This window comes from Bacillus infantis, assembly GCF_020171945.1.
GTDB lineage: Bacteria > Bacillota > Bacilli > Bacillales > Cytobacillaceae > Bacillus_AB > Bacillus_AB infantis_A.
On the sequence record NZ_JAIVAP010000006.1, the window covers coordinates 96,260 to 115,379 of the forward strand.

Genomic DNA, 19,120 nt, shown 5'->3' on the forward strand with positions numbered 1-19,120 from the left:
TGAGGTGAAGCTGATGGATTCATTGCTGAACAGTTTAATGACGGAATTGAGGAGGGGGACATTGACGCTTGCGGTGCTCAGCCAGCTGGATACGCCCCAATACGGCTATTCGCTGGTGCAAAGGCTGGAAGCGGGCGGCATTGCGATTGAGCAGAGCACCCTGTACCCGCTCCTGAGAAGACTGGAAAAGCAGGAGCTTGTCACAAGCAGCTGGGATACGAGCGAAAGCAGGCCGCGCCGCTACTATGTGCTGAGTGATTACGGTACAGAGGTTTACAAAGAGCTGAAAAAAGAGTGGGAGCGGAGCACACAGGACCTTCGCGGCCTGCTGAAAGGGGATGGAAAGGATGAACCTGATTGAGCTTTACATCCAGGAGGTGGTGCGCCGCCTTCCGGAAGGCAAGCGGGAGGATATTGGACTGGAGCTGCGTTCGACAATCGAGGATATGCTTCCGGATGATTTTGAAGAGAAAGATATAAAAGAAGTGCTCATAAAGCTGGGCAGCCCGGCACGGCTGGCAGCGAATTACATGGACCGGCCCATGCACCTGATCGGCCCGCGGTATTTCGACGTTTATGTGCATCTCATCAAGCTGATTCTGCCCATCGCTGCAGTTATCGCATTCCTTGCAAATGCAGCTGTTGAAATTATGGCCAGGCACACTGGCGAATCTGCGCTCGATATTATTCTCGCTGTCTTTGGAACTGGCATTTGGGGGATGCTCGGTGCAGGCATCCAAACGCTATTCTGGCTGACACTGGTGTTTGCCGTCATCGAACGGACAGACAAAGGAAATAATCAGGAGCCGGTAACAGACAGTCTGCAAAAATGGACTCCTGATGACCTTAAAAATGTCCCTCAGATCAGCAGGGAAAAAAGGATTCCGAAGCATGAGCCGATCGCAAGCCTGATCATGACCATTATTTTCGCCGCCCTCTATTTCAACGCTGATAAGATCATCGGGCTGTATGAACAAGGCGGTGCCGGACTGGAGTTCAGGATACCGGTATTCCAGCAGGATATCCTGCTGTCCTATTGGCTAATTGTAATAGCAGCCGTCATTCTGGAGCTCGTATTGATTTCGTTTAAATGGATAAAGGGACAGTGGACGAAGGGGCTGGCAATCCTGGCAGCTGGCTCACAGGCTGTATCCTTAGCAGCCTTTATCCTGGTCTTCAGCAATGCTTCGGTTTGGAACAAGGAATTTACAGATTATATGGATGAACTCTTCCATGCTTCGCTCCGCCTCGAACACTGGGTTCTCTGGGGCGGCATTGTCTCTATCATCGTTTTTGGTGCGATAGAGGTGTACCACGCCTTCAGAAAATCCCGGATCCGATGAAAAAGAAAAGCCCGCCATAAAAGGCGGGTTTAAAGCTGTACCGGAATATCGCTCGTCAAGGCATGGGTATTTCCTTCAGTATCCTGAAAAAATGCCATCCATGTCTCGGTGTCCCCCATTTTGGCCACCATATGCGGCTCGCCTGTAAAGCCTGCCCCTTTTTCAGCGAGCTCCCTGTATGACTGCCGGATATCCCCCACCTGGAAATAAAGGACTGAGCTTGGATGGGCAAACTCTTCCTTTTCCGGCAGGCTCAGCATCAGGCGCTGTCCGCCGCACTCAAAGAACGCCATTGTCTCCATGCTGAATAAGAGGGGAAGGCCCAGTACATCCCGGTAAAACGGGACTGCTCTTTCAATATTTTTGACCGGGATGCCAATTTGGCTGATTTTCTGGATTTGCTGCATTTCTGTCACTCCTTAACTATTCTTCTTCACTAGCATAGTTGAAAAACCAGCCTCATTCTTGTCCAATCTCACCTTTTTCCGGTACTGGAGGGGGGAAAAGCCTGTTTTTTGCCTGAAAATCTTACTGAAGGAGGAAGAAGTCTGGTAACCTACTGCAAAGCTGATGTCCGTCATACTCCACTCCTCTTTTTCCAGCATCTCCTTCGCCTTTATGATCCGGAACTCTGCCAGATGCTGATGTGGCGTCCTGCCGAAGAATCCGGTATAGGTGCGGAGCAGGTGGTTAGGCGATAGGCAGGCGATTTTTGAGAGCTCGTCCAAAGAAACCGGGCTTGCATAGCAGGCCCTTATATATTCATAGGCTGTCATCAGGCGTTTATAGAGTTCCTCGCGTGTTGAACGCCGCTCGGCTCCGATAGCTGATGCTTCCTTTTTTGCAACTGACTGTTCTATGAGGATTTCCTGCATAAGCGGGTAAAATTGCTCTTCATAGGCAGCTGGATCTTCCAAAAGCAAATGTGTTTCCTGCATCCTCGCAAGCTGACCGCTAAGACCGGATCCGGGCTGGTATGTCCTTTCGAAGAATCCTTCATCATAGGCAGGACGGAAGGGGTCGCTGAGAAGATTAACAGGACTGGCAGTGAGCGATTGCAGCACCTCCCCCGCGAACCCTTTTCTGAAGAATACACAAAACGACTCGACCGGTTCTGCCTCCTCAATTGAAAGAGCATAATTTCCCTCATTCAAAAGCAGATAGCGGCCTTCTTCTACAGCGTAAGTTCCCTGGCCTTTTTTATACTGGGCATTGCCGTTCCGGAAGGTTTTGACCGAAAGCTGGCCGCTGCCTTCCCAATAAAATTCATTGCTCCTGGCATGGAGCACATAATTGGAGGTAATATTCATTCTTCTTCTCCGGATAAATTTTCTATAAATTCTATTATAACTTCTATCTCTTTTTTAGAGCCTATTATTCTTAAAATCCTGCATGAAATTCTGAAAATTATACCACCTTTTGAAAAGAGGCGTTATAATATTTCTATTCAATAAAGCAAGACTTTGGCCCTGGTCATCGTTCCTGTCAATTTACTATTATTAAAAAAGAGGGTTGTCTGCCATGAGCAAATGGTCAGTGTTTGCCTATACATCTCTAAGCTTCTTTTTTGTCATCAGCTGTACCATGGCTGTTTTCTATGGATATAAAGTGATTGCCCATCATGTTCCCCAGGAATCCGGCAAGCTTGAGGATTACCGCTATCACTTTGTGCTTGTGCCGGAGGAATTGGATAATGAGTACTGGAGGCTTGTTGAAAAAGGGGCCAGGAAGGCTTCGGAGGAAGCGGGTGTTGTCCTCGAATATGCCGGTCCGAATCAGGCCAGCATTGATGAACATCTGGAAACCATTGAAAAGGCAGCTGCCTCTAAAGTTGATGGCATCATCACCCAGGGCCTTAGCGATGAGCAGTTCACGCCGCTTATCAACAAAGTGGTCGAGAAAACCCCTGTTATCACCATTGATACAGATGCAGCCAACAGTGAACGCCTAGCCTATATCGGCACTGATAATTATTATGCCGGCTATCTGGCCGGAAGGGCGCTTGTAAAGGATATGAACGGAAAGGCTGAAGTCGCCATCATCACCGGCAATTTCTATGCAAACCACCAGATCCAGCGGGTAAACGGCTTCAAGGCTGCAGTCGGAAGCGAAAAGAATATCCGGATCATTGATGTGGAAGAGTCGGAAATCAGCAGGGTAAAGGCAGCCGAAAAGGCATACCAGATTTTAAAAGAGCATCCAAATGTAACCGCTTTCTATGGAACCAGTGCCCTTGATGCCATCGGGATCGCCCAGGTGGTTGAAATGATGCAGAAGCAGGGGGACATTTATATCATGGGATTCGACACGCTTCCTGAAACCCTGGATTATATGAAGAATGGCACCATCCAGGGAACAGTCGTCCAGGAGCCGTTCGAGATGGGCTATCAGTCCGTGCGGATGATGATAGACCTGCTTGAAGGCAGGGAGGTTCCGCCTCTTGTCCACACCGACACAAAGATTCTGAGAAAAGCAGACCTGCCGATCAGCAGTCAGGAACAAATCAGGGAGGTCCACTAATATGCTGTTCCGCATAAGGTCAAAGCTGCTCTTATATTTTATTGTCCTCGTCGCCCTTCTGACTTCTGTCGGCCTGTTTTTCTATAAAGCAAGCGAAAAATTGGTCACAGAGTATGACAACAGCTTTGAGAGATTCCTTCTTCTTAACGATATCTCACAGCGGACCGATTTGGTGACAGAGAAGCTGAAGGCCTATATCACAGATAAGGACCATACGTACCTGATTGAATATGAGCAGGAAAAAATAAAGCTTGTGGATGACCAGAAAAGGCTCTATGAAATTATGGGCACTAATGATCTGACGCTCGTTAACTATAAGAACATGATCGACAGCTTCCTGGAGGAAACAGATGCCTCACTGGAAGCCTTTCAGCGGGATGAAATCAACACCTACTCGGGCCATCTGAATGAGGTGCTTAAAATCGGCGGTTTTCTCCAGGAAAATACGCTTGCCCTGCTAAACAATAAATTGACCGACTACCGTTCCTTCTACAGGCAGATGGAGCAGCAGAATCACTATTATAAGATGCTTTCCCTGTCCCTCTTTGCCGCAGCCTTCTTTTTAAGCACGCTGCTCGCCTTCTGGATATCAGGAGGGATTACGAAGCCAATCTCCAAGCTTTCAGAGGCGGCGAGGCAGATTGCAAAAGGGAATCTGGAAGGCGAAGAAATCAAAGTGGCGGCCAAGGATGAACTGAAGCTGCTGACAGATACCTTCAACCAGATGAGGGAAAACCTAAGGACACTGGTCATTGAAATCAAGCAGAAGTCAGAATTGGATAAGCTGCTGAAGGAGCTGGAGCTCAGGAGTCTCCAGAACCAGATCAATCCGCATTTTCTATTCAATACACTGAATACGATATCTAAAATGGCGTATCTGGAGGATGCCGAGGAAACCTCGCGCCTCATTGAATCTGTTGGGGCGCTGCTTCGCTACAACCTGGGGGATCTGGACAAAGCCTCGACTCTCAGGGAGGAGGTCAGGGTGGTAAAGGAGTATTTTTATATCCAGCAGACGCGCTTTGGAGACCGCATCCGCTTTATCACTGACATTGAAGAAGACTGCCTGGACATCGAAATACCGGGGCTGACCCTGCAGCCATTAATAGAAAATGCCTTCATACACGGGGTGGAAGAGTATGAGGAAAATGGGGTCATCCGCCTGGGCATCAACCGCAGAAGTGATGAGATTCTTGTAGAAGTCAGCGATAACGGCCCCGGGATGGACCCGCAAGCCAAAAGAAGGCTCCTGGCCTATGCAGAGGGGCTGGAGGAAACTGTGCCCAAGGAGCAGCCAACCGGACACTCGACAGGCATCGGGGTCAGGAATGTCATGAAGAGGCTGCAGCTGTTTTATCAGAAAATGGATGTCGTGGAAATCGAATCAGCGCCTGGGAAGGGAACAACTTTCAGGCTGGTGATCCCAGCCAGGGCAAAAGGGGGAGAAAAGCTTGCTCAAAGTACTGGTCGTTGATGATGAGGTATTGGAGAGAAAGGCCGTAGCCAAAATGATCCGCAGCTCATTCAATCATGCCGAGGTGGTAGGGGAAGCAGCCAATGGACGGATCGCGATTGAAATGGCAGTAGAGCATGAGCCGGATATTATATTTATGGATATTAAAATGCCGGGCGTGGACGGAATCGAGGCTGTCCGGGAAATCAGGAAAATCAGGCCGGAAACGCGATTCATCATGGTATCTGCTTTTGATACCTTCGAATATGCCAAGAAGGTGATGCAGCAGGGGGTAAAGCAGTATATCCTGAAACCGAGCTCAAAAGCAGATATCACCGCAGCCTTTGAAAGCGCGGCCGGCGAAATCATGGAAGAGCGCAGGAAAAGGGAGGAAGAGCGGAGCCTTAAGGAAAACCTTGAAAAAGCAGTATCCATTGCCCAAAAAGAGTGGGTCGCTTCCCTCATGATGAACCAGGTGCAGGACATCACCTTTGAGAGCTGGAGCCGGCTTTTGGGCACTGAAATCCTCTCCGGCTATATCATGCTGTTCAGCTATCAGCCTAAGCCTGGCAGGGAAGCTGCTGAGGACCGGAAAAAAGAGTGGTACAGCTGGCTCAAAGAAACACTCTCCAGCCTGCCTGAAAACCAGGAGGCCATGGTCGGGCCTCTCGTTGACGATCAGGTTCCTGTGTTATTCCTTTGCCAAAAACCGACTGAAAAAATGCACTTCAAATCCAAGTCCCAAACTGTTCTGGATGCTCTTCTTGCCAGATTCTCCAAGAAATTCGGAGAAGCGGAATTGAAGGCAGGAATTGGCCACCCGTACGAGGAGGCGCAGGATCTTACTAAATCCTATCACGAAAGCGTCCTGGCCCTTCGGAAGCTCTTGCAGCTGCCCGGACGGTCTTACTTATTCGGGGAAAAGCAGGGGAAAACGGCCGCAGGAAGCCTGCCGCCTGGCTATAACGCAGAGAAAGAGCTGCTGGAAGCGTTGCGCCAGGCAGATGTGAACCATGTCCTGTCTGCCTTTGACCGCTTTATGGTCAGCCATGCTGAGGAAGCACAGGAAACAGCGGACATCCGCAGGTCTCTTCAAGAGCTGTTTGTGCTGGTATCGAGAATGCTTTATGAACTCGGCATTGACTACAGGCAGGTGCCCGAGCTCAGCGATTCTGAAGACAGCGCGGTCCTGTTTGAGCAGGGAAAGAATCATCTTCTCCGCATAGTCCGGGATGTGCAGGCATGGCGGAACAGCCATGCCAAAGATATGCTTTATAAAGCAAAGGAATATATCGAAGCCCATTATGCCGAGGCACTTACCCTCGAATCGGCTGCTGAACATGTAGACTTGAGCCCGTTCTATTTTTCCAAGCTGTTCAAAGACCGCTTCGGGATGACCTTCATCGATTTCGTCACCGACGTCCGGATCAGGAAGGCAAAGCATTTCCTCAAGGAAGGCTCCCTCAGCCTGAAGGAAATCTGCTACAGCATAGGCTACAAAGATCCCAACTACTTCAGCCGCGTCTTCAAAAAACACACCGGCCTCTCGCCAACCGAATACCGCAAGGAAAGCTGAAGGACTCCAAATTTGGGGTCTTTTTTTATAAAAAGGGAAAAGTGTTTCTCTCCAACAGTGGAACGCAAAAAAAGTTTCAAAAACCTGTTGGTTGGAGTGGAAGGCACGTAGACTCCTGCGGGAGATAGCGGAAGAGTTGAGACCCCACAGGAGCTTGCTCCGAGGAGGCTCAACTCCGCCCCGCGGAAAGCGAAGTGCCTGGAACGGAAACCAACTCCCCCTTGACAAGGAACTCCCTTTTTGAAAATTCCTATATAATCAAGATTTCTAATGGGTGAACGCGCTTTCACAAAATAATCTAGAAAATCACAATTTAATGCTAGTTATTCCAAATATAAATCTCCTACTCTCCTGCTACTATATTTGTAAGGGCTTACAAACTAAAACCAAAAGGGGATTGGGAAAATGGCTAAAAAGAAAAAAGGTTTGCTTTTATCACTTACGGTTGCATCAAGCATCATGCTGGCTGCTGGCTGCAGCAGCGATTCGACTGGCGGATCAGGGGATTCAGGCAAGGAGGAAGGCCTTCCGGCTGTCGGGGCAACCATCTACAAATTTGATGATAACTTCATGTCCTATGTGCGCCGCGCAATGGAGGATTCCGCAAAGGATCAGGCTAACCTGATGCTCAATGACTCCCAAAACGACCAGGCAAAGCAGATCGAACAAGTCGATACACTGATCGCCAAAGGAGCAAAGTCTCTGGCCATCAACCTGGTTGATCCAAAAGCGGCACAGACCGTTATTGATAAAGCAAAAGCAAAGGACCTGCCGGTTATCTTCTTCAACAAAGAGCCGGATGCAGCGGTCATGAATGGTTATGACAAAGCGTACTATGTCGGAACGACTTCTTCCGAATCAGGTGTAATCCAGGGTGAATTGATTGCCAAGCAGTGGGAAGCGAATGAAGCGGCATGGGATAAAAATGGAGACGGCAAAATCCAATATGTGCTCCTGAAAGGCGAGCCGGGCCACCCGGATGCCGAAGCCCGCACCAAATATGCAATTGACACAGTCAAGGGCATCGGCATTGAAACAGAAGAACTGGCAATGGATACAGGTATGTGGGATGCAACGAAGGCAACCGAAAAAATGGATGCCTGGCTGGCAAAATACAGCGACCAGATTGAATTCGTCATCGCCAACAATGACGGCATGGCACTCGGGGCAATTGCTTCCCTTGAAAAAGCAGGCTATTTCTCCGGAGATAAATTCATGCCTGTCGTAGGCGTCGACGCTATTCCGGAAGCATTGGATATGATCGAAAACGGCAAAATGGTCGGAACGGTCCTGAACGATGCACAGAACCAAGGGAAAGCGACCGTCCAGCTTGCAGTCAACGCTGCAAATGGCAAAGACGTGCTTGACGGAACAGAATGGGAGCTTGACGAAGCCAAAGCCGTCCGCGTTCCTTACGTAGAAGTGACGAAAGATAATATCGACGTCGGCAAGAATGCTTACAAGTAAGAACTGCGCCTCAATTTTATGGCAGCAGAATAATAGATAAAAAGAGTTTTTCCAACAATGGGGGGCTTGCTGTGCGGGTCTCTCATTGTTTTCCAAAAAATAGCCGGCAGGATGAAACAGCCATAACAGGCAGTGCCGGCACATGCAGAAGGGCAAGCAAGGAGGTGCACTCATGCCGGAAACAAACGGAGCAGTGCTGCTGGAAATGAAAAATCTAACAAAAAGATTCCCCGGGGTCATCGCCCTGAACAACGTCTCCCTCAAGGTAAGGGCAGGGACAGTGCATGCGCTGATGGGGGAAAATGGAGCAGGCAAATCAACTTTGATGAAATGCCTTTTCGGCATCTATTCAATGGACGAGGGACAGATCCTCCTCGAAGGCCGGGAGGTAGCTTTTGCCAGTTCGAAGCAGGCGCTGGAAAGCGGGGTCTCCATGGTCCACCAGGAGCTCAACCAGGTGCGCCAGCAGAATGTCATGGATAATATCTGGCTTGGCCGCTACCCGAAGAAAGGCATCTTCATTGATGAGAAAAAGATGTATGAAGATACGGCAGCCATTTTTAAAAGCCTGGACATCCGCATCGATCCGTCCAGCAAGGTAAGCTCTCTCTCGGTTTCAGAAATGCAGATGGTTGAGATCGCCAAGGCGGTTTCCTACCAGTCCAAAATCATCGTCATGGACGAACCGACCTCATCACTGACAGAAAAAGAAGTAAATCATTTATTTAAGATCATCAAAAAGCTGCAAAGTGAAAATGTAGCCATTATCTATATATCCCACAAAATGGAGGAAATCCTCCAGATATCCGATGAAGTGACGATCATGCGCGATGGACAGTATATCGCGACAAAGAGCGCCGAGGAGCTGACAACAGATGAAATCATCCGCCTCATGGTCGGACGCGATTTGTCACAGCGGTTCCCGGAAAAGGTGAACAAGCCGGGAGAGGTTATTTTAAAGGTTTCCGGCCTCACAGCGGAGGCAAAGCATTCTTTCTCTGATATCGGCTTCGAACTGAGAAAGGGAGAAATCCTTGGCATCGCAGGGCTGGTCGGCTCAAAGCGGACCGAGGTGGTGGAAGCACTGTTTGGCATGAGGGGCGTGAAGTCAGGAAAGGTTGAGCTTCACGGGAAGGAAGTCCACAACCATTCCCCGCAGCATGCCATCAAGAACGGCTTTGCACTCGTTACAGAGGAAAGAAGATCTACCGGCATCTTCCCGGAGTTGAGCATCAGCTTCAACTCTATCATTGCCAATCTGAAGAAATACAGGAAAGGCATTTTCCTTTCAGACGGCAAGGTGGCAGAGGATACGAAATGGGTCATTGATTCCATGAATGTCCGGACACCGTCGCAGAAAACATCCATCGGCAGCTTGTCCGGAGGGAATCAGCAGAAGGTCATTATCGGCCGCTGGCTCCTCACAAGGCCTGAAATCCTGCTGTTGGATGAACCGACGCGGGGAATCGATGTCGGGGCCAAATTTGAAATATACCAGCTGATCAGCGAACTGGCGGCAGAAGGCAAGGGGATCATTTTCATCTCATCAGAAATGCCCGAGCTGCTGGGCGTGAGTGACCGGATCATGGTCATGAGCAACGGGAAACTGGCTGGGATACTGGATACTGCAGAAGCCTCGCAGGAAGAAATCATGCGGCTCGCTGCGATGTACTAGGAGGAAACACACATGAACAAAGCGGAAAAAAGATTCGATGCAGCCAAATGGCTCGTCGACAATGTCATATATGTCGTACTGGTCCTGCTTGTCATCGGGATCATCATTGCGTCACCTGACTTTCTATCAATCACGAACTTTATCAATATCCTGAGCCAGTCTTCATCCAGGATCATCATTGCCCTCGGGGTAGCAGGTATTCTGATCACTGCCGGGACAGACCTGTCAGCGGGAAGGCTTGTCGGACTCGCTGCTGTTGTGTCAGCATCAATGCTGCAGGCTTCTGATTATGCTTATAAAATGTATCCGAATCTTGCTGAGCTGCCGATCATCGTACCGATCCTGATTGCCATGGCGGTCACAGGCCTGTTCGGGGCGCTCAATGGTGTCATCGTTTCCAAGTTCCATGTACCGCCGTTCATTGCCACCCTTGGCATGATGATCGGCGTCTACGGCGTCACTTCGATCTACTTTGACCGCCCGCCATACGGCGCCCAGCCGATCGGCGGACTGAGCCAGAGCTTCACAACATTCGCCCAGAGGGGAATCCCGATCGGCCAGTATGAACTGCCATACCTTGTCATTTATGCGGCTGTTGTTTCCATCATCATCTGGGTGATCTGGAACAAGACCCAGCTTGGGAAAAATATGTACGCAATCGGCGGAAATCCTGAGGCAGCAAAGGTTTCAGGCGTCAACGTGGCAAGGAATATCATCCTGATCTATCTGATCGCAGGCCTTCTCTACGGCTTCTCCGGCACCCTTGAAGCCGGGCGTGTAGGAAGTGCTACGAATAATACAGGAAATATGTATGAACTCGATGCCATCGCAGCCTGTGTTGTCGGCGGGGTATCTTTATCCGGCGGGATCGGCACCGTGCCGGGCGTCATCACCGGCGTACTGATTTTCCAGATCATCAACTACGGACTCGCCTTCCTTGGCGTCAGCCCATATATCCAATTCATTGTAAAAGGCGCCATCATCATCGTCGCGGTCGCCTTTGATATGAGAAAGCACGCGAAGAAAAAATAGCCATCCAGGCTGTGTTTCGCATTTCCATCATCCTGTGCTATACTTGCCAGACATATCCGGCAAAAGGAGCTCAGACCATGAAATTCCTCAAATCACAAATGAAGCAGCTGGTTAAGCAGAACAAAGAACTGCAGCTGCGTTTAAAAGAGCTCGAAAAAGAGCATATGCTTGAAAAGAACTTCGCTCTAAAAGCCTTGTACCACGCAGAGGTTGCAGACGGAGGGAAATATCAGACCGCCTATCAAGCTTTGGACCTGCCTAAAAGGTAGGTCTTTTTTTTTGTCCATTTTAAAAAGGCAAGGACTTTTTCCATCATCTTCCGGTTTGATGGACGGGCAGTGGAGGGAAAAGATGTAAAAAAACTATACATATATAGTAAAGGGGGAGGGCCTCATGAGCCAAATCAAAGTAACTGTCGGGATTCCGGTCTATAACTCTGCCAATCATATCAGCATCTGCCTGGATTCGATCCTGAATCAGTCGATGGAACAGGAGAGCATTGAAATCATCATGGTGAATGACGGGTCGACCGACAGTTCCGGACAAGTGCTGGACAGCTACGCAAGCTCCCATCCGAATATTACTGTCATCCATCAGAAAAATACAGGAGGGCCGGGCGCCCCGCGCAATACAATTATGAAACAAGCCCGCGGAGAGTTTATCTTTTTCGTGGATGCGGATGATTATCTGGGTCCGGAGGCGTTGGAGCGGATGTACAAGATGGGGAATGACAACCATTCTGACATTATTGTAGGAAAATTCACAGGAGTGAATGGGCGATGGGTGGCCAAGTCGATGTTTGCAGCGAATGAGCCGTTCACCAATGTGTATGAATCAAATGTGCTCGAAGCGATCGGCCCTACAAAAATGTTCCGCCGCCGCTTTCTGCTTGATCATGATATCACCTTCCCGGTAGGGATCTGCACAGCAGAGGACCAGCCATTCATGGTAAAGGCCTATGTCCTGGCACGCGGCATTTCAATCGTAGCGGATTATCCTTGCTATTATGTGGTCAATCATAAAGATAAGCAGCATGCGAGCGTCATCCAGGTCCAGCCGCGGGACTATTATAAAACGCTTGAAGAATCTGTGAAGGTCATCCACCGCTATGCCGAGAATGAAGAGAAACGGAATCTGTTAAAAGCAAAATATTTAAAGAAAGAGCTGACAACCGGAAGAAGCATCCTGTTTGCCGGCTCTCAAATGGGCCTCGATGAAAAGGTCCGCTGGCTCAGTGAACTGAACCAATTTTTATACAGCTGGGTAGACGAGAAAACAGAAAAGCTTCTGCCGCTCAACATGAGGGCCTTCCTTTTCCTAGTGAAGCGAGGGGATCTGGAGAGGCTGAAGGCGCTCTCCGGCCTGGAGTCAGTCCAGGCTTAGGGTGGAGGGATGCTTAAAAGGCCAGCATCCCGGAGATTACCGTTACTGCCCTTCCGCCAACTGTAATCCGGATATTCTCCCCATCGGAGCTGACGCCCGCTTCAAGCAGTCCCGGCCTGCCGGCTGCATGCCCCTGGCCTATGACCAGCTTATGGCTTCTTCCACGTTCAAGAATACGCTCGAGCATTAAATATCCAATGAGGGCGCCATTCGCGGAGCCTGTGACAGGATCTTCCCTGATGCCCGCAGCAGGAGCAAAATCCCTTGTATAGATGTCATATTCCATGCCCTTAGCATCAAAAGTAAACAAATGCGTCGTGCTGATCCCCAGCCGGCGGTTATGCTCCTCCACCAGATCGAACTGTGGTGCTGCCTGATCGATTGCTTCACGGGTCTTCAAGGGGACAAGCAGATGCCAGTTCCCTGTATACCCCAGCCTGACAGGATAACGCTCGTCAATGTCGGCAGAAGAAACGCCGATCATCCTGCACAGGTCTTCCAGGACATATTCTATTTCTTTTACTTCCGGTGATATTTGAGTCATTTCTGCAGAAAGGAGCTTTCCTCCGTCTGTCTGAAAAGTAACCGGCACGATGCCAATATTGGTCTCAAAACGGATTTCCCTGCTGTGCTTGAGCCAATCTGATTCGGACGCCATGATCCAGGCGGCGCTCAAGGTCGCATGGCCGCAGAAATCGATCTCGCAGGAAGGCGTAAAATAGCGGACCCTGAAATCGGCATTTTCGCTGCCTGAAGGAGATAGAAAAGCAGTTTCAGACAGATTGAATTCACGAGCTGCCAGCTGCATCTCTTCTTCCTCCAGGATTGCGGCTTCCGGGACCACACCGGCAGGATTGCCGCCAAATGCCTGATCAGTAAAGGCATCCACCTGATAAAATTTGATATTTTTCAACAAAAACTCCTCCTTCTTTTCCTATTTTCAAGAAAATTCTTGCAAAAAGATAGGGATTCCGGCCTTTCTTCCCGAATAGGATAGAGATGCCGGCAAATCTATTATACAGAATCACTGCCGAATCTAGTGAAAACAGAGAAGAAGGGGGAAAACTAAAATGCTGTCTTTTTCCAAACCGGATGTTGAGTATTTTTTCCAGACCTTTGGGATCCAGACATTTGCTGTAAGCCCGGATGAATCGCAGCTGGTGTTCAGCACAAACCTGAACGGGAAATACAATCTATGGGCGATGGATCTGCCAAACCAGTTTCCTTATCCATTAAGCTTCCAGAACCAAAGCTGCCAGGAGATAGAATATGATAAGGAAGGGCGCTTCCTGCTTGCTGTCATCGACTCGGACGGCGACGAAAACGGCCAGGTCTATGCTCTGCCGAGGAATGGCGGCGAATTAAAGCCTATCCGCACACACGAAAATGCCCGGCATATGGGACTGATCGCCTCTAAGGATGGAAAGACACTTTATTATACGTCCAGCAAGGAAGATGCCACCTTTTTGAAGGCGTACGCCTATAATATGGAGACGGGAGAAGAAAAGGTCCTGCTTCACGGCCGGGATGCGGCCACCTTCCTGACAGCCAAAAGCCCTGATGAGAAGCGCTTTGTCTTTGGCAGGATGTTCGCGAATACATACTCGCTTGCCTATGCCTGGGATGGCGAGAAAGAGGTTCTGCTGACGCCTGAGGCAGAGCCGCAGCATACAGTCACTGATGCTGTCTTTACTTCGGAAAACGATATCTATCTTGTAACCAACTATAAAGAAGACTTATCTTATTTAGCTAAATTCAGTCTGGAAACGAACGAATTCACAAAAGTGCTTTCGCTTGATGGGGAAGACTTTTCAGGGCTGAAATTTGATAAAAAAGCCCGCGCCCTGTATATCAGCAGCCAAAAAGGAGCAGAGGACCATCTCTTCCGCTACGGGCTTGAGGAAGGCAAGGCAGAGCAGCTGGAGCTCCCTGCGAGCACCATCGACGGGCTGTCAGTGGCAGAGTCCGGAAACCTTTATCTGCTAGGCAGGTCTGCAGTCACTCCTCCTAATCTTTATAAATATGAAAAGGGCAAATGGACACAGCTGACCAATAATCGTGTGCCTGGCGTCAGTGAAGAGGAAATGGCAGAACCTGAAATCCTGCACTATCCATCGTACGACGGACTTGAGATCGAGGCGCTCTTCTTCAGGGCCAAGGAGGAAAACAGCAACGGACATGTCATCCTCTGGCCGCACGGCGGGCCTCAGGCAGCAGAAAGGGCTTCTTTCCGCTCTCTGTTCCAGTTCCTTGTCCACAGGGGCTACAGCATCTTTGCACCGAATTTCAGGGGCTCCTCGGGCTACGGGCTCTCTTATATGAAAATGGTCGAAGGCGACTGGGGCTATGGCCCGCGCCTGGATAATGTTGAAGGGCTTGAATGGCTCATCAAGAACGGCTATGCAGAGCGGGAGAAGCTCCTGCTGATGGGAGGAAGCTACGGCGGTTATATGGCCCTGCTCCTGCACGGCAGGCATCCTGAGTATTTTAAAGCTGTTGTGGATATCTTCGGTCCGAGCGACCTGTTCAGCTTCATCGAATCGGTTCCTGAGCACTGGAAGCCTGTCATGAACCAATGGGTCGGCGATCCGGTCAAAGACAAGGAAAAGCTGATCGAGTACTCGCCGATCACCTATCTTGATACAATGACAAAGCCGATGCTCGTCATCCAGGGAGCTAAAGACCCGCGTGTTGTCAAAGCGGAATCCGACAAGATCGTAGCTGCGCTTCAGGAGAAGGGGAGGGAAGTTGAATACATGGTCCTCGACGACGAAGGCCACGGCTTTTCGAAAAAAGACAATGAAATTAAAGTCTACCGCAAAGTTCTGGAGTTCTTTGACGGTTTTATTCAATAAGGCTTTGCCGGAAAGTACACACTGTGTGTGCGCTTTCCGGCTTTTTTGCTGCCGCCAACCCAAAAGAAAACAGGCAAGCCCACGGCCTGCCTGTCCTCACGCTTCAAAGCGTTCAAGCTCTTCACTCTCTTCAAAGTTCCGGAAGAATTCCTGGATAATCTCCTTGTCCGAATGAGGTATTTTCTCGCCTTTTACAATCTGGGCTCCATTGATGCAGCCGCTTGTGAGAAGGATTAAATCATCTTCATCGCTGACAGATAATGCTGCAAGGACGCCGTCCCTCCGAGTCGGCTCCTGCAGGATATTCCCGGCATGGGGCTTGGAAAAGCCTTTCATCACGTGGCCGACCACTTCCCAGGGGTCGAGGAAGCCGGGATGGTCGACCGATACGATTACCTGGTCTGCCTGGTTCTCAACAGCCTTTGCCATTTGCGGCATTTTTTCTTTATCCCTGATCCCGATTCCTGTAATCATCACAATAAGTCGCTTATGCGGCAGCTTTTTCGCTTCCTTCAGCAGACTTTTGAGGGCGACCGGCGTATGTGCGTAGTCAATGATAATCTTCCTCCGGCCGAATTCCTTCAGCACTTCAAAGCGCCCTGACGGATTCTCTACGCGCGGGAGGGCCTCAATGATCTGTCCGATCGTAAAGCCAAGGTGCATGGCCGTACAGATGGCTGATAGGAGGTTTGCCACATTATAGCTGCCAAACACAGGCGTCCGGACAATATAAGAATCATTCCCAAGCTTCAATTCAAAGCTTGTCCCATCATTTGTCACTCTGATGTTGGAAGCCTTTACATCGGCAGCAGAATCCTTTTTCAGGCTGTAGGTGAGAAGGCTGCCCTGGAAGTCCTTAATGATGTCAGCGCCCATCCCTTCGTCATCAAGATTTACGACGGCCCGCTTCGCCTGGCGGAACAGCTTCAGCTTTGCCTGCTTATAATTCTCAAAGGTTTTATGGAATTCAAGATGCTCTGGCGACAGATTCGTATGAATGGCCACATCAAAGTTAATGCCGGCGGTCCGCTGCTGCTCAATGGCAACGGAAGAGACCTCCATGGCGGCGAGCTGGTCTCCGCGCTTGGCGAAATCAGCAAAAATGGCATGCAGATCGCTCGCCTCAGGAGTAGTCGGTGTGGACTGGACAAAGCTGACCGGGCCCTTGGACGAGAGCACCCCGTTGGTGCCAATCGAACCGGAGGGGATGCCGAGTGCCGTCATCAGTGATTTCACAAAAGCCGCAACAGTCGTTTTGCCGTTAGTGCCGGTAATGCCGACAGTATGTATTTTTTCATGGATCCTTCCATGGAATATAATCGATAATTGGGCAAGGAAAGCCCGTGCATCTTCCGTTTGGAGAAAGGTAAGCTGCGGGAATTTTTCGCTGAATTCCTCTAGAATGGCAGCATTCTCGCCTGCAAGGACAGCTGCGCCCTTTGCAATGGCTTCTTCCAGGAATGTATGGCCGTCATGATTTTCGCCGCCCATGCAGACAAAGACCGATTGAGGGCCTGCATTGCGGGAATCATATGTGATGCTATTTATTTTTTGGCTGGGGCTGCCCCATCTCTGCCTGATGTTCAGCTGACCATATTGCTCAAAGTAGATGTCCATAGTGATGCTATCTAAACCCCCTGTAATAAAAGCCTGAATTGGCACATTTTTCGACAATGCGCCATATACCTATACCCATACTAAAAGTATTTACACATTCAATTGAAAAAATGTACCTTATGAATGTGCTCCGGTAATTCAGGATATTGGAGGCAGAAAAAAAGGCGAAGATTAAATCTCCGCCCCTGACATTATGCTTTCTCTTCAAATAGCTTTGCGATTTCTATGATGACATTCGCTGCTTTTTCCATATTATCAACTGAAATATATTCATATTTCCCGTGGTAGTTTTCGCCGCCTGTGAAAATATTCGGCGTCGGAAGCCCCATATAGGAAAGCTGGGAGCCGTCCGTGCCGCCCCTGATCGGAAGGATTTGCGGCTCGATATCAAGCTTTTTCATTGCCTCTCCGGCAATGTCGACAATCTCGATGACAGGCTCGATTTTCTCTTTCATGTTATAGTACTGGTCCTTAAGCTCAAGCTGGATGCGCTCTTTTCCGTATTTCTCCTGCAGTGTGGCAACAGCTTTTTGAAGCAGGTCTTTTTTATGTTCAAATTCCGTACGGTCAAAATCACGGATAATATAGCTCATCTCTGTCTTTTCCACGTCTCCTTTGAATGAGCCGAGGTGGAAGAAGCCTTCATAGCCTTCAGTCAGTTCAGGTGCCTGTTCCTGCGGCAGGCTGTTTTGCAGCTCCATCGCAATTTTGATGCTATTGACCATTTTTCCTTTGGCAGAGCCAGGATGGATATTGGTGCCGTTAACGGTGATCTTGGCTCCCGCTGCACTGAAGCTTTCATACTGAAGTTCACCGAGCGGCCCTCCGTCCATTGTGTATGCATAGGTGGCATTGAAGGCTTCCACATCAAATTTGTGCGGGCCTCTGCCGATTTCCTCATCTGGTGTAAAAGCGACCCTTATCGCTCCATGCTTGATTTCCGGGTGCTTGATGAGGTATTCCATCGCCGTCATGATCTCAGCGATTCCTGCCTTATTGTCAGCCCCGAGAAGGGTAGTGCCATCAGTTGTAATCAGTGTATGGCCCTTATACTGCTCCAGGCTTGGAAAATCCTTCGGTGAAAGCACAATATGTAAAGAATCGTTCAGGACAATATCCCCGCCATCATAATTTTCGGTAATCTGCGGGTTGACGTTTTTGCCGGTAAAGTCGGTAGCTGTATCCACATGGGCAAGGAAGCCGATGACAGGAACCTGCTTTTCTGTATTGGAAGGGAGAGTGGCCATGACATAGCCGTTGTCGTCCATTGCTGCATCCTCCATGCCAATGGCTTTGAGCTCGTCTACAAGCTTCTTGCCAAGGTCCAGCTGTCCAGGGGTGGAAGGGCAGGTTGTGCTGTTATCGTCTGACTGTGTGTCCATTTTTGCATACGAAACCAGGCGTTCAATCAGGTCTTTTTTCATCAGAATCACTCCAAGCTTTTTTCTTTCATCATATCATTTTTGTTTCGGGAAGCGAATAAAAAAAGGCACAAAAGCAGAACTTTTGTGCCATGTTTTTTTTGAAAAATGGGGATTGAATTGGCTGACTTGTCACAAACCTGTTTTTGGCCATATTAATGGAGCTGGTAAAAAAAGTTTATAAGCCCTGTTGATTGGAGTGCAAGGCACGTAGACTCCTGTGGGATTGCAGCGGCAAAGCTGAGATCCCGCAGGAGCGACAGCGACGAGGAAGCTCAGCGCCGCCCCGCGGAAAGCGAAGTGCCTGGAACGGAAATCAACAGCCCCAATATTAAACAAAAAAGAATAAACAAACCAGCTTCTTTAATCCTAAGTATGTCTTTAACCTTAACGCTGAAAGAACTCAATCCATTCTCTGTCAGGCCCGTAAAAAAAGAAATACTTGTAGCCATTCGGGAGAGTGGTGATTTCCTGGTCTATGAGTTCAATTCCAAGCTCCTTGAGACGGGTGAATTCGCCCTCCACATCATCGGTGCTGACCGCAAAATGATGGACCGTACCTTCCTCCGGGAGCTGGTCATTATAGCCTTGAATCAGCTCCAGCTCAGTCTCTTCATTCCCGCTGAAGCCAAGGAATGCAAGCTTAATGACACCGTTTGAATGGGGCACCTCTGCCTTCAGCTCCATGCCGACAGTGTTGGTATAAAACTCTATTGATTTCTCTATATTTTTAACCATTACTCCTACATGGTCGATTCTTTTTCCTGCCATAAAAACA

Annotated in this window: 17 protein-coding genes; 11 read left to right on the top strand and 6 right to left on the bottom strand. The window is 49.3% G+C overall.

The annotated features are described in order from the left end of the window. Window positions 1-13: 13 nt before the first annotated feature. Window positions 14-361, top strand: a complete 348-nt coding sequence (locus LCM00_RS11575; RefSeq protein ID WP_224901825.1) for a PadR family transcriptional regulator — start codon at window positions 14-16, stop codon at window positions 359-361. Further along, window positions 348-1,343, top strand: a complete 996-nt coding sequence (locus LCM00_RS11580; protein WP_224901829.1) for an HAAS signaling domain-containing protein — start codon at window positions 348-350, stop codon at window positions 1,341-1,343. Before LCM00_RS11575 ends, LCM00_RS11580 begins: the two co-directional genes overlap by 14 nt. Window positions 1,344-1,372: 29 nt before the next feature. Here LCM00_RS11580 and LCM00_RS11585 read toward each other — a convergent pair whose 3' ends face one another. After that, window positions 1,373-1,750 (bottom strand): VOC family protein, encoded by a 378-nt coding sequence (locus LCM00_RS11585; protein WP_224901833.1) that lies wholly within the window; start codon window positions 1,748-1,750, stop codon window positions 1,373-1,375. Between the two features lie 12 nt (window positions 1,751-1,762). Beyond that, on the bottom strand, window positions 1,763-2,653 hold the full coding sequence (locus tag LCM00_RS11590) for a helix-turn-helix domain-containing protein (RefSeq protein WP_224901835.1): 891 nt from the start codon (window positions 2,651-2,653) through the stop codon (window positions 1,763-1,765). Between the two features lie 211 nt (window positions 2,654-2,864). On the opposite strand from LCM00_RS11590, the gene LCM00_RS11595 reads away from it, so the two are divergent. The 8 genes from LCM00_RS11595 (at window position 2,865) to LCM00_RS11630 (ending at window position 12,449) form a co-directional block, all read left to right on the top strand. Next, window positions 2,865-3,863: a sugar-binding protein gene (locus LCM00_RS11595; protein ID WP_224901838.1), complete on the top strand. Its 999-nt coding sequence runs from the start codon at window positions 2,865-2,867 to the stop codon at window positions 3,861-3,863. A 1-nt stretch (window position 3,864) separates the two neighbouring features. Then, window positions 3,865-5,337, top strand: coding sequence for a sensor histidine kinase (locus tag LCM00_RS11600; RefSeq protein WP_224901840.1), 1,473 nt, complete (start codon window positions 3,865-3,867; stop codon window positions 5,335-5,337). Then, window positions 5,315-6,892 carry a response regulator gene (locus LCM00_RS11605; RefSeq protein ID WP_224901842.1) on the top strand — a complete coding sequence of 526 codons (1,578 nt, stop codon included), beginning with the start codon at window positions 5,315-5,317 and terminating at the stop codon, window positions 6,890-6,892. Before LCM00_RS11600 ends, LCM00_RS11605 begins: the two co-directional genes overlap by 23 nt. Window positions 6,893-7,297: 405 nt before the next feature. Further along, window positions 7,298-8,359: a galactose/glucose ABC transporter substrate-binding protein MglB gene (gene mglB / locus LCM00_RS11610; RefSeq protein WP_224901844.1), complete on the top strand. Its 1,062-nt coding sequence runs from the start codon at window positions 7,298-7,300 to the stop codon at window positions 8,357-8,359. A gap of 172 nt (window positions 8,360-8,531) precedes the next feature. Beyond that, window positions 8,532-10,034 (top strand): galactose/methyl galactoside ABC transporter ATP-binding protein MglA, encoded by a 1,503-nt coding sequence (mglA, locus tag LCM00_RS11615; RefSeq protein ID WP_224901849.1) that lies wholly within the window; start codon window positions 8,532-8,534, stop codon window positions 10,032-10,034. 12 nt (window positions 10,035-10,046) lie between these two features. Further along, a complete protein-coding gene (gene mglC, locus LCM00_RS11620) occupies window positions 10,047-11,066 on the top strand; it encodes a galactose/methyl galactoside ABC transporter permease MglC (protein ID WP_224901852.1) in 1,020 nt (339 codons plus the stop codon). Window positions 11,067-11,143: 77 nt separating this feature from the next. Further along, the gene (locus LCM00_RS11625; protein WP_224901855.1) at window positions 11,144-11,335 is read left to right on the top strand and encodes a hypothetical protein; all 192 of its coding nucleotides are present in this window, start codon (window positions 11,144-11,146) and stop codon (window positions 11,333-11,335) included. A 124-nt stretch (window positions 11,336-11,459) separates the two neighbouring features. Continuing rightward, on the top strand, window positions 11,460-12,449 hold the full coding sequence (locus tag LCM00_RS11630; RefSeq protein WP_224901858.1) for a glycosyltransferase family 2 protein: 990 nt from the start codon (window positions 11,460-11,462) through the stop codon (window positions 12,447-12,449). Between the two features lie 13 nt (window positions 12,450-12,462). Here LCM00_RS11630 and LCM00_RS11635 read toward each other — a convergent pair whose 3' ends face one another. Then, window positions 12,463-13,362 carry a PhzF family phenazine biosynthesis protein gene (locus LCM00_RS11635; RefSeq protein WP_224901861.1) on the bottom strand — a complete coding sequence of 300 codons (900 nt, stop codon included), beginning with the start codon at window positions 13,360-13,362 and terminating at the stop codon, window positions 12,463-12,465. A 157-nt stretch (window positions 13,363-13,519) separates the two neighbouring features. Between LCM00_RS11635 and LCM00_RS11640 the strand changes: the two genes are divergently transcribed. Then, window positions 13,520-15,304: a S9 family peptidase gene (locus LCM00_RS11640; protein ID WP_224901864.1), complete on the top strand. Its 1,785-nt coding sequence runs from the start codon at window positions 13,520-13,522 to the stop codon at window positions 15,302-15,304. A 96-nt stretch (window positions 15,305-15,400) separates the two neighbouring features. Here the strand turns inward: LCM00_RS11640 and LCM00_RS11645 are convergent, their stop codons facing one another. The 3 genes from LCM00_RS11645 to LCM00_RS11655 form a co-directional block, all read right to left on the bottom strand. Beyond that, on the bottom strand, window positions 15,401-16,921 hold the full coding sequence (locus LCM00_RS11645) for a UDP-N-acetylmuramoyl-L-alanyl-D-glutamate--2,6-diaminopimelate ligase (RefSeq protein WP_224901867.1): 1,521 nt from the start codon (window positions 16,919-16,921) through the stop codon (window positions 15,401-15,403). A gap of 191 nt (window positions 16,922-17,112) precedes the next feature. Then, window positions 17,113-18,345: a peptidase T gene (gene pepT / locus LCM00_RS11650; protein WP_224901870.1), complete on the bottom strand. Its 1,233-nt coding sequence runs from the start codon at window positions 18,343-18,345 to the stop codon at window positions 17,113-17,115. Window positions 18,346-18,729: 384 nt separating this feature from the next. Then, entirely contained in the window at window positions 18,730-19,113 is a 384-nt protein-coding gene (locus LCM00_RS11655; RefSeq protein WP_224901873.1) for a VOC family protein, read from the bottom strand. Window positions 19,114-19,120 lie beyond the last annotated feature (7 nt).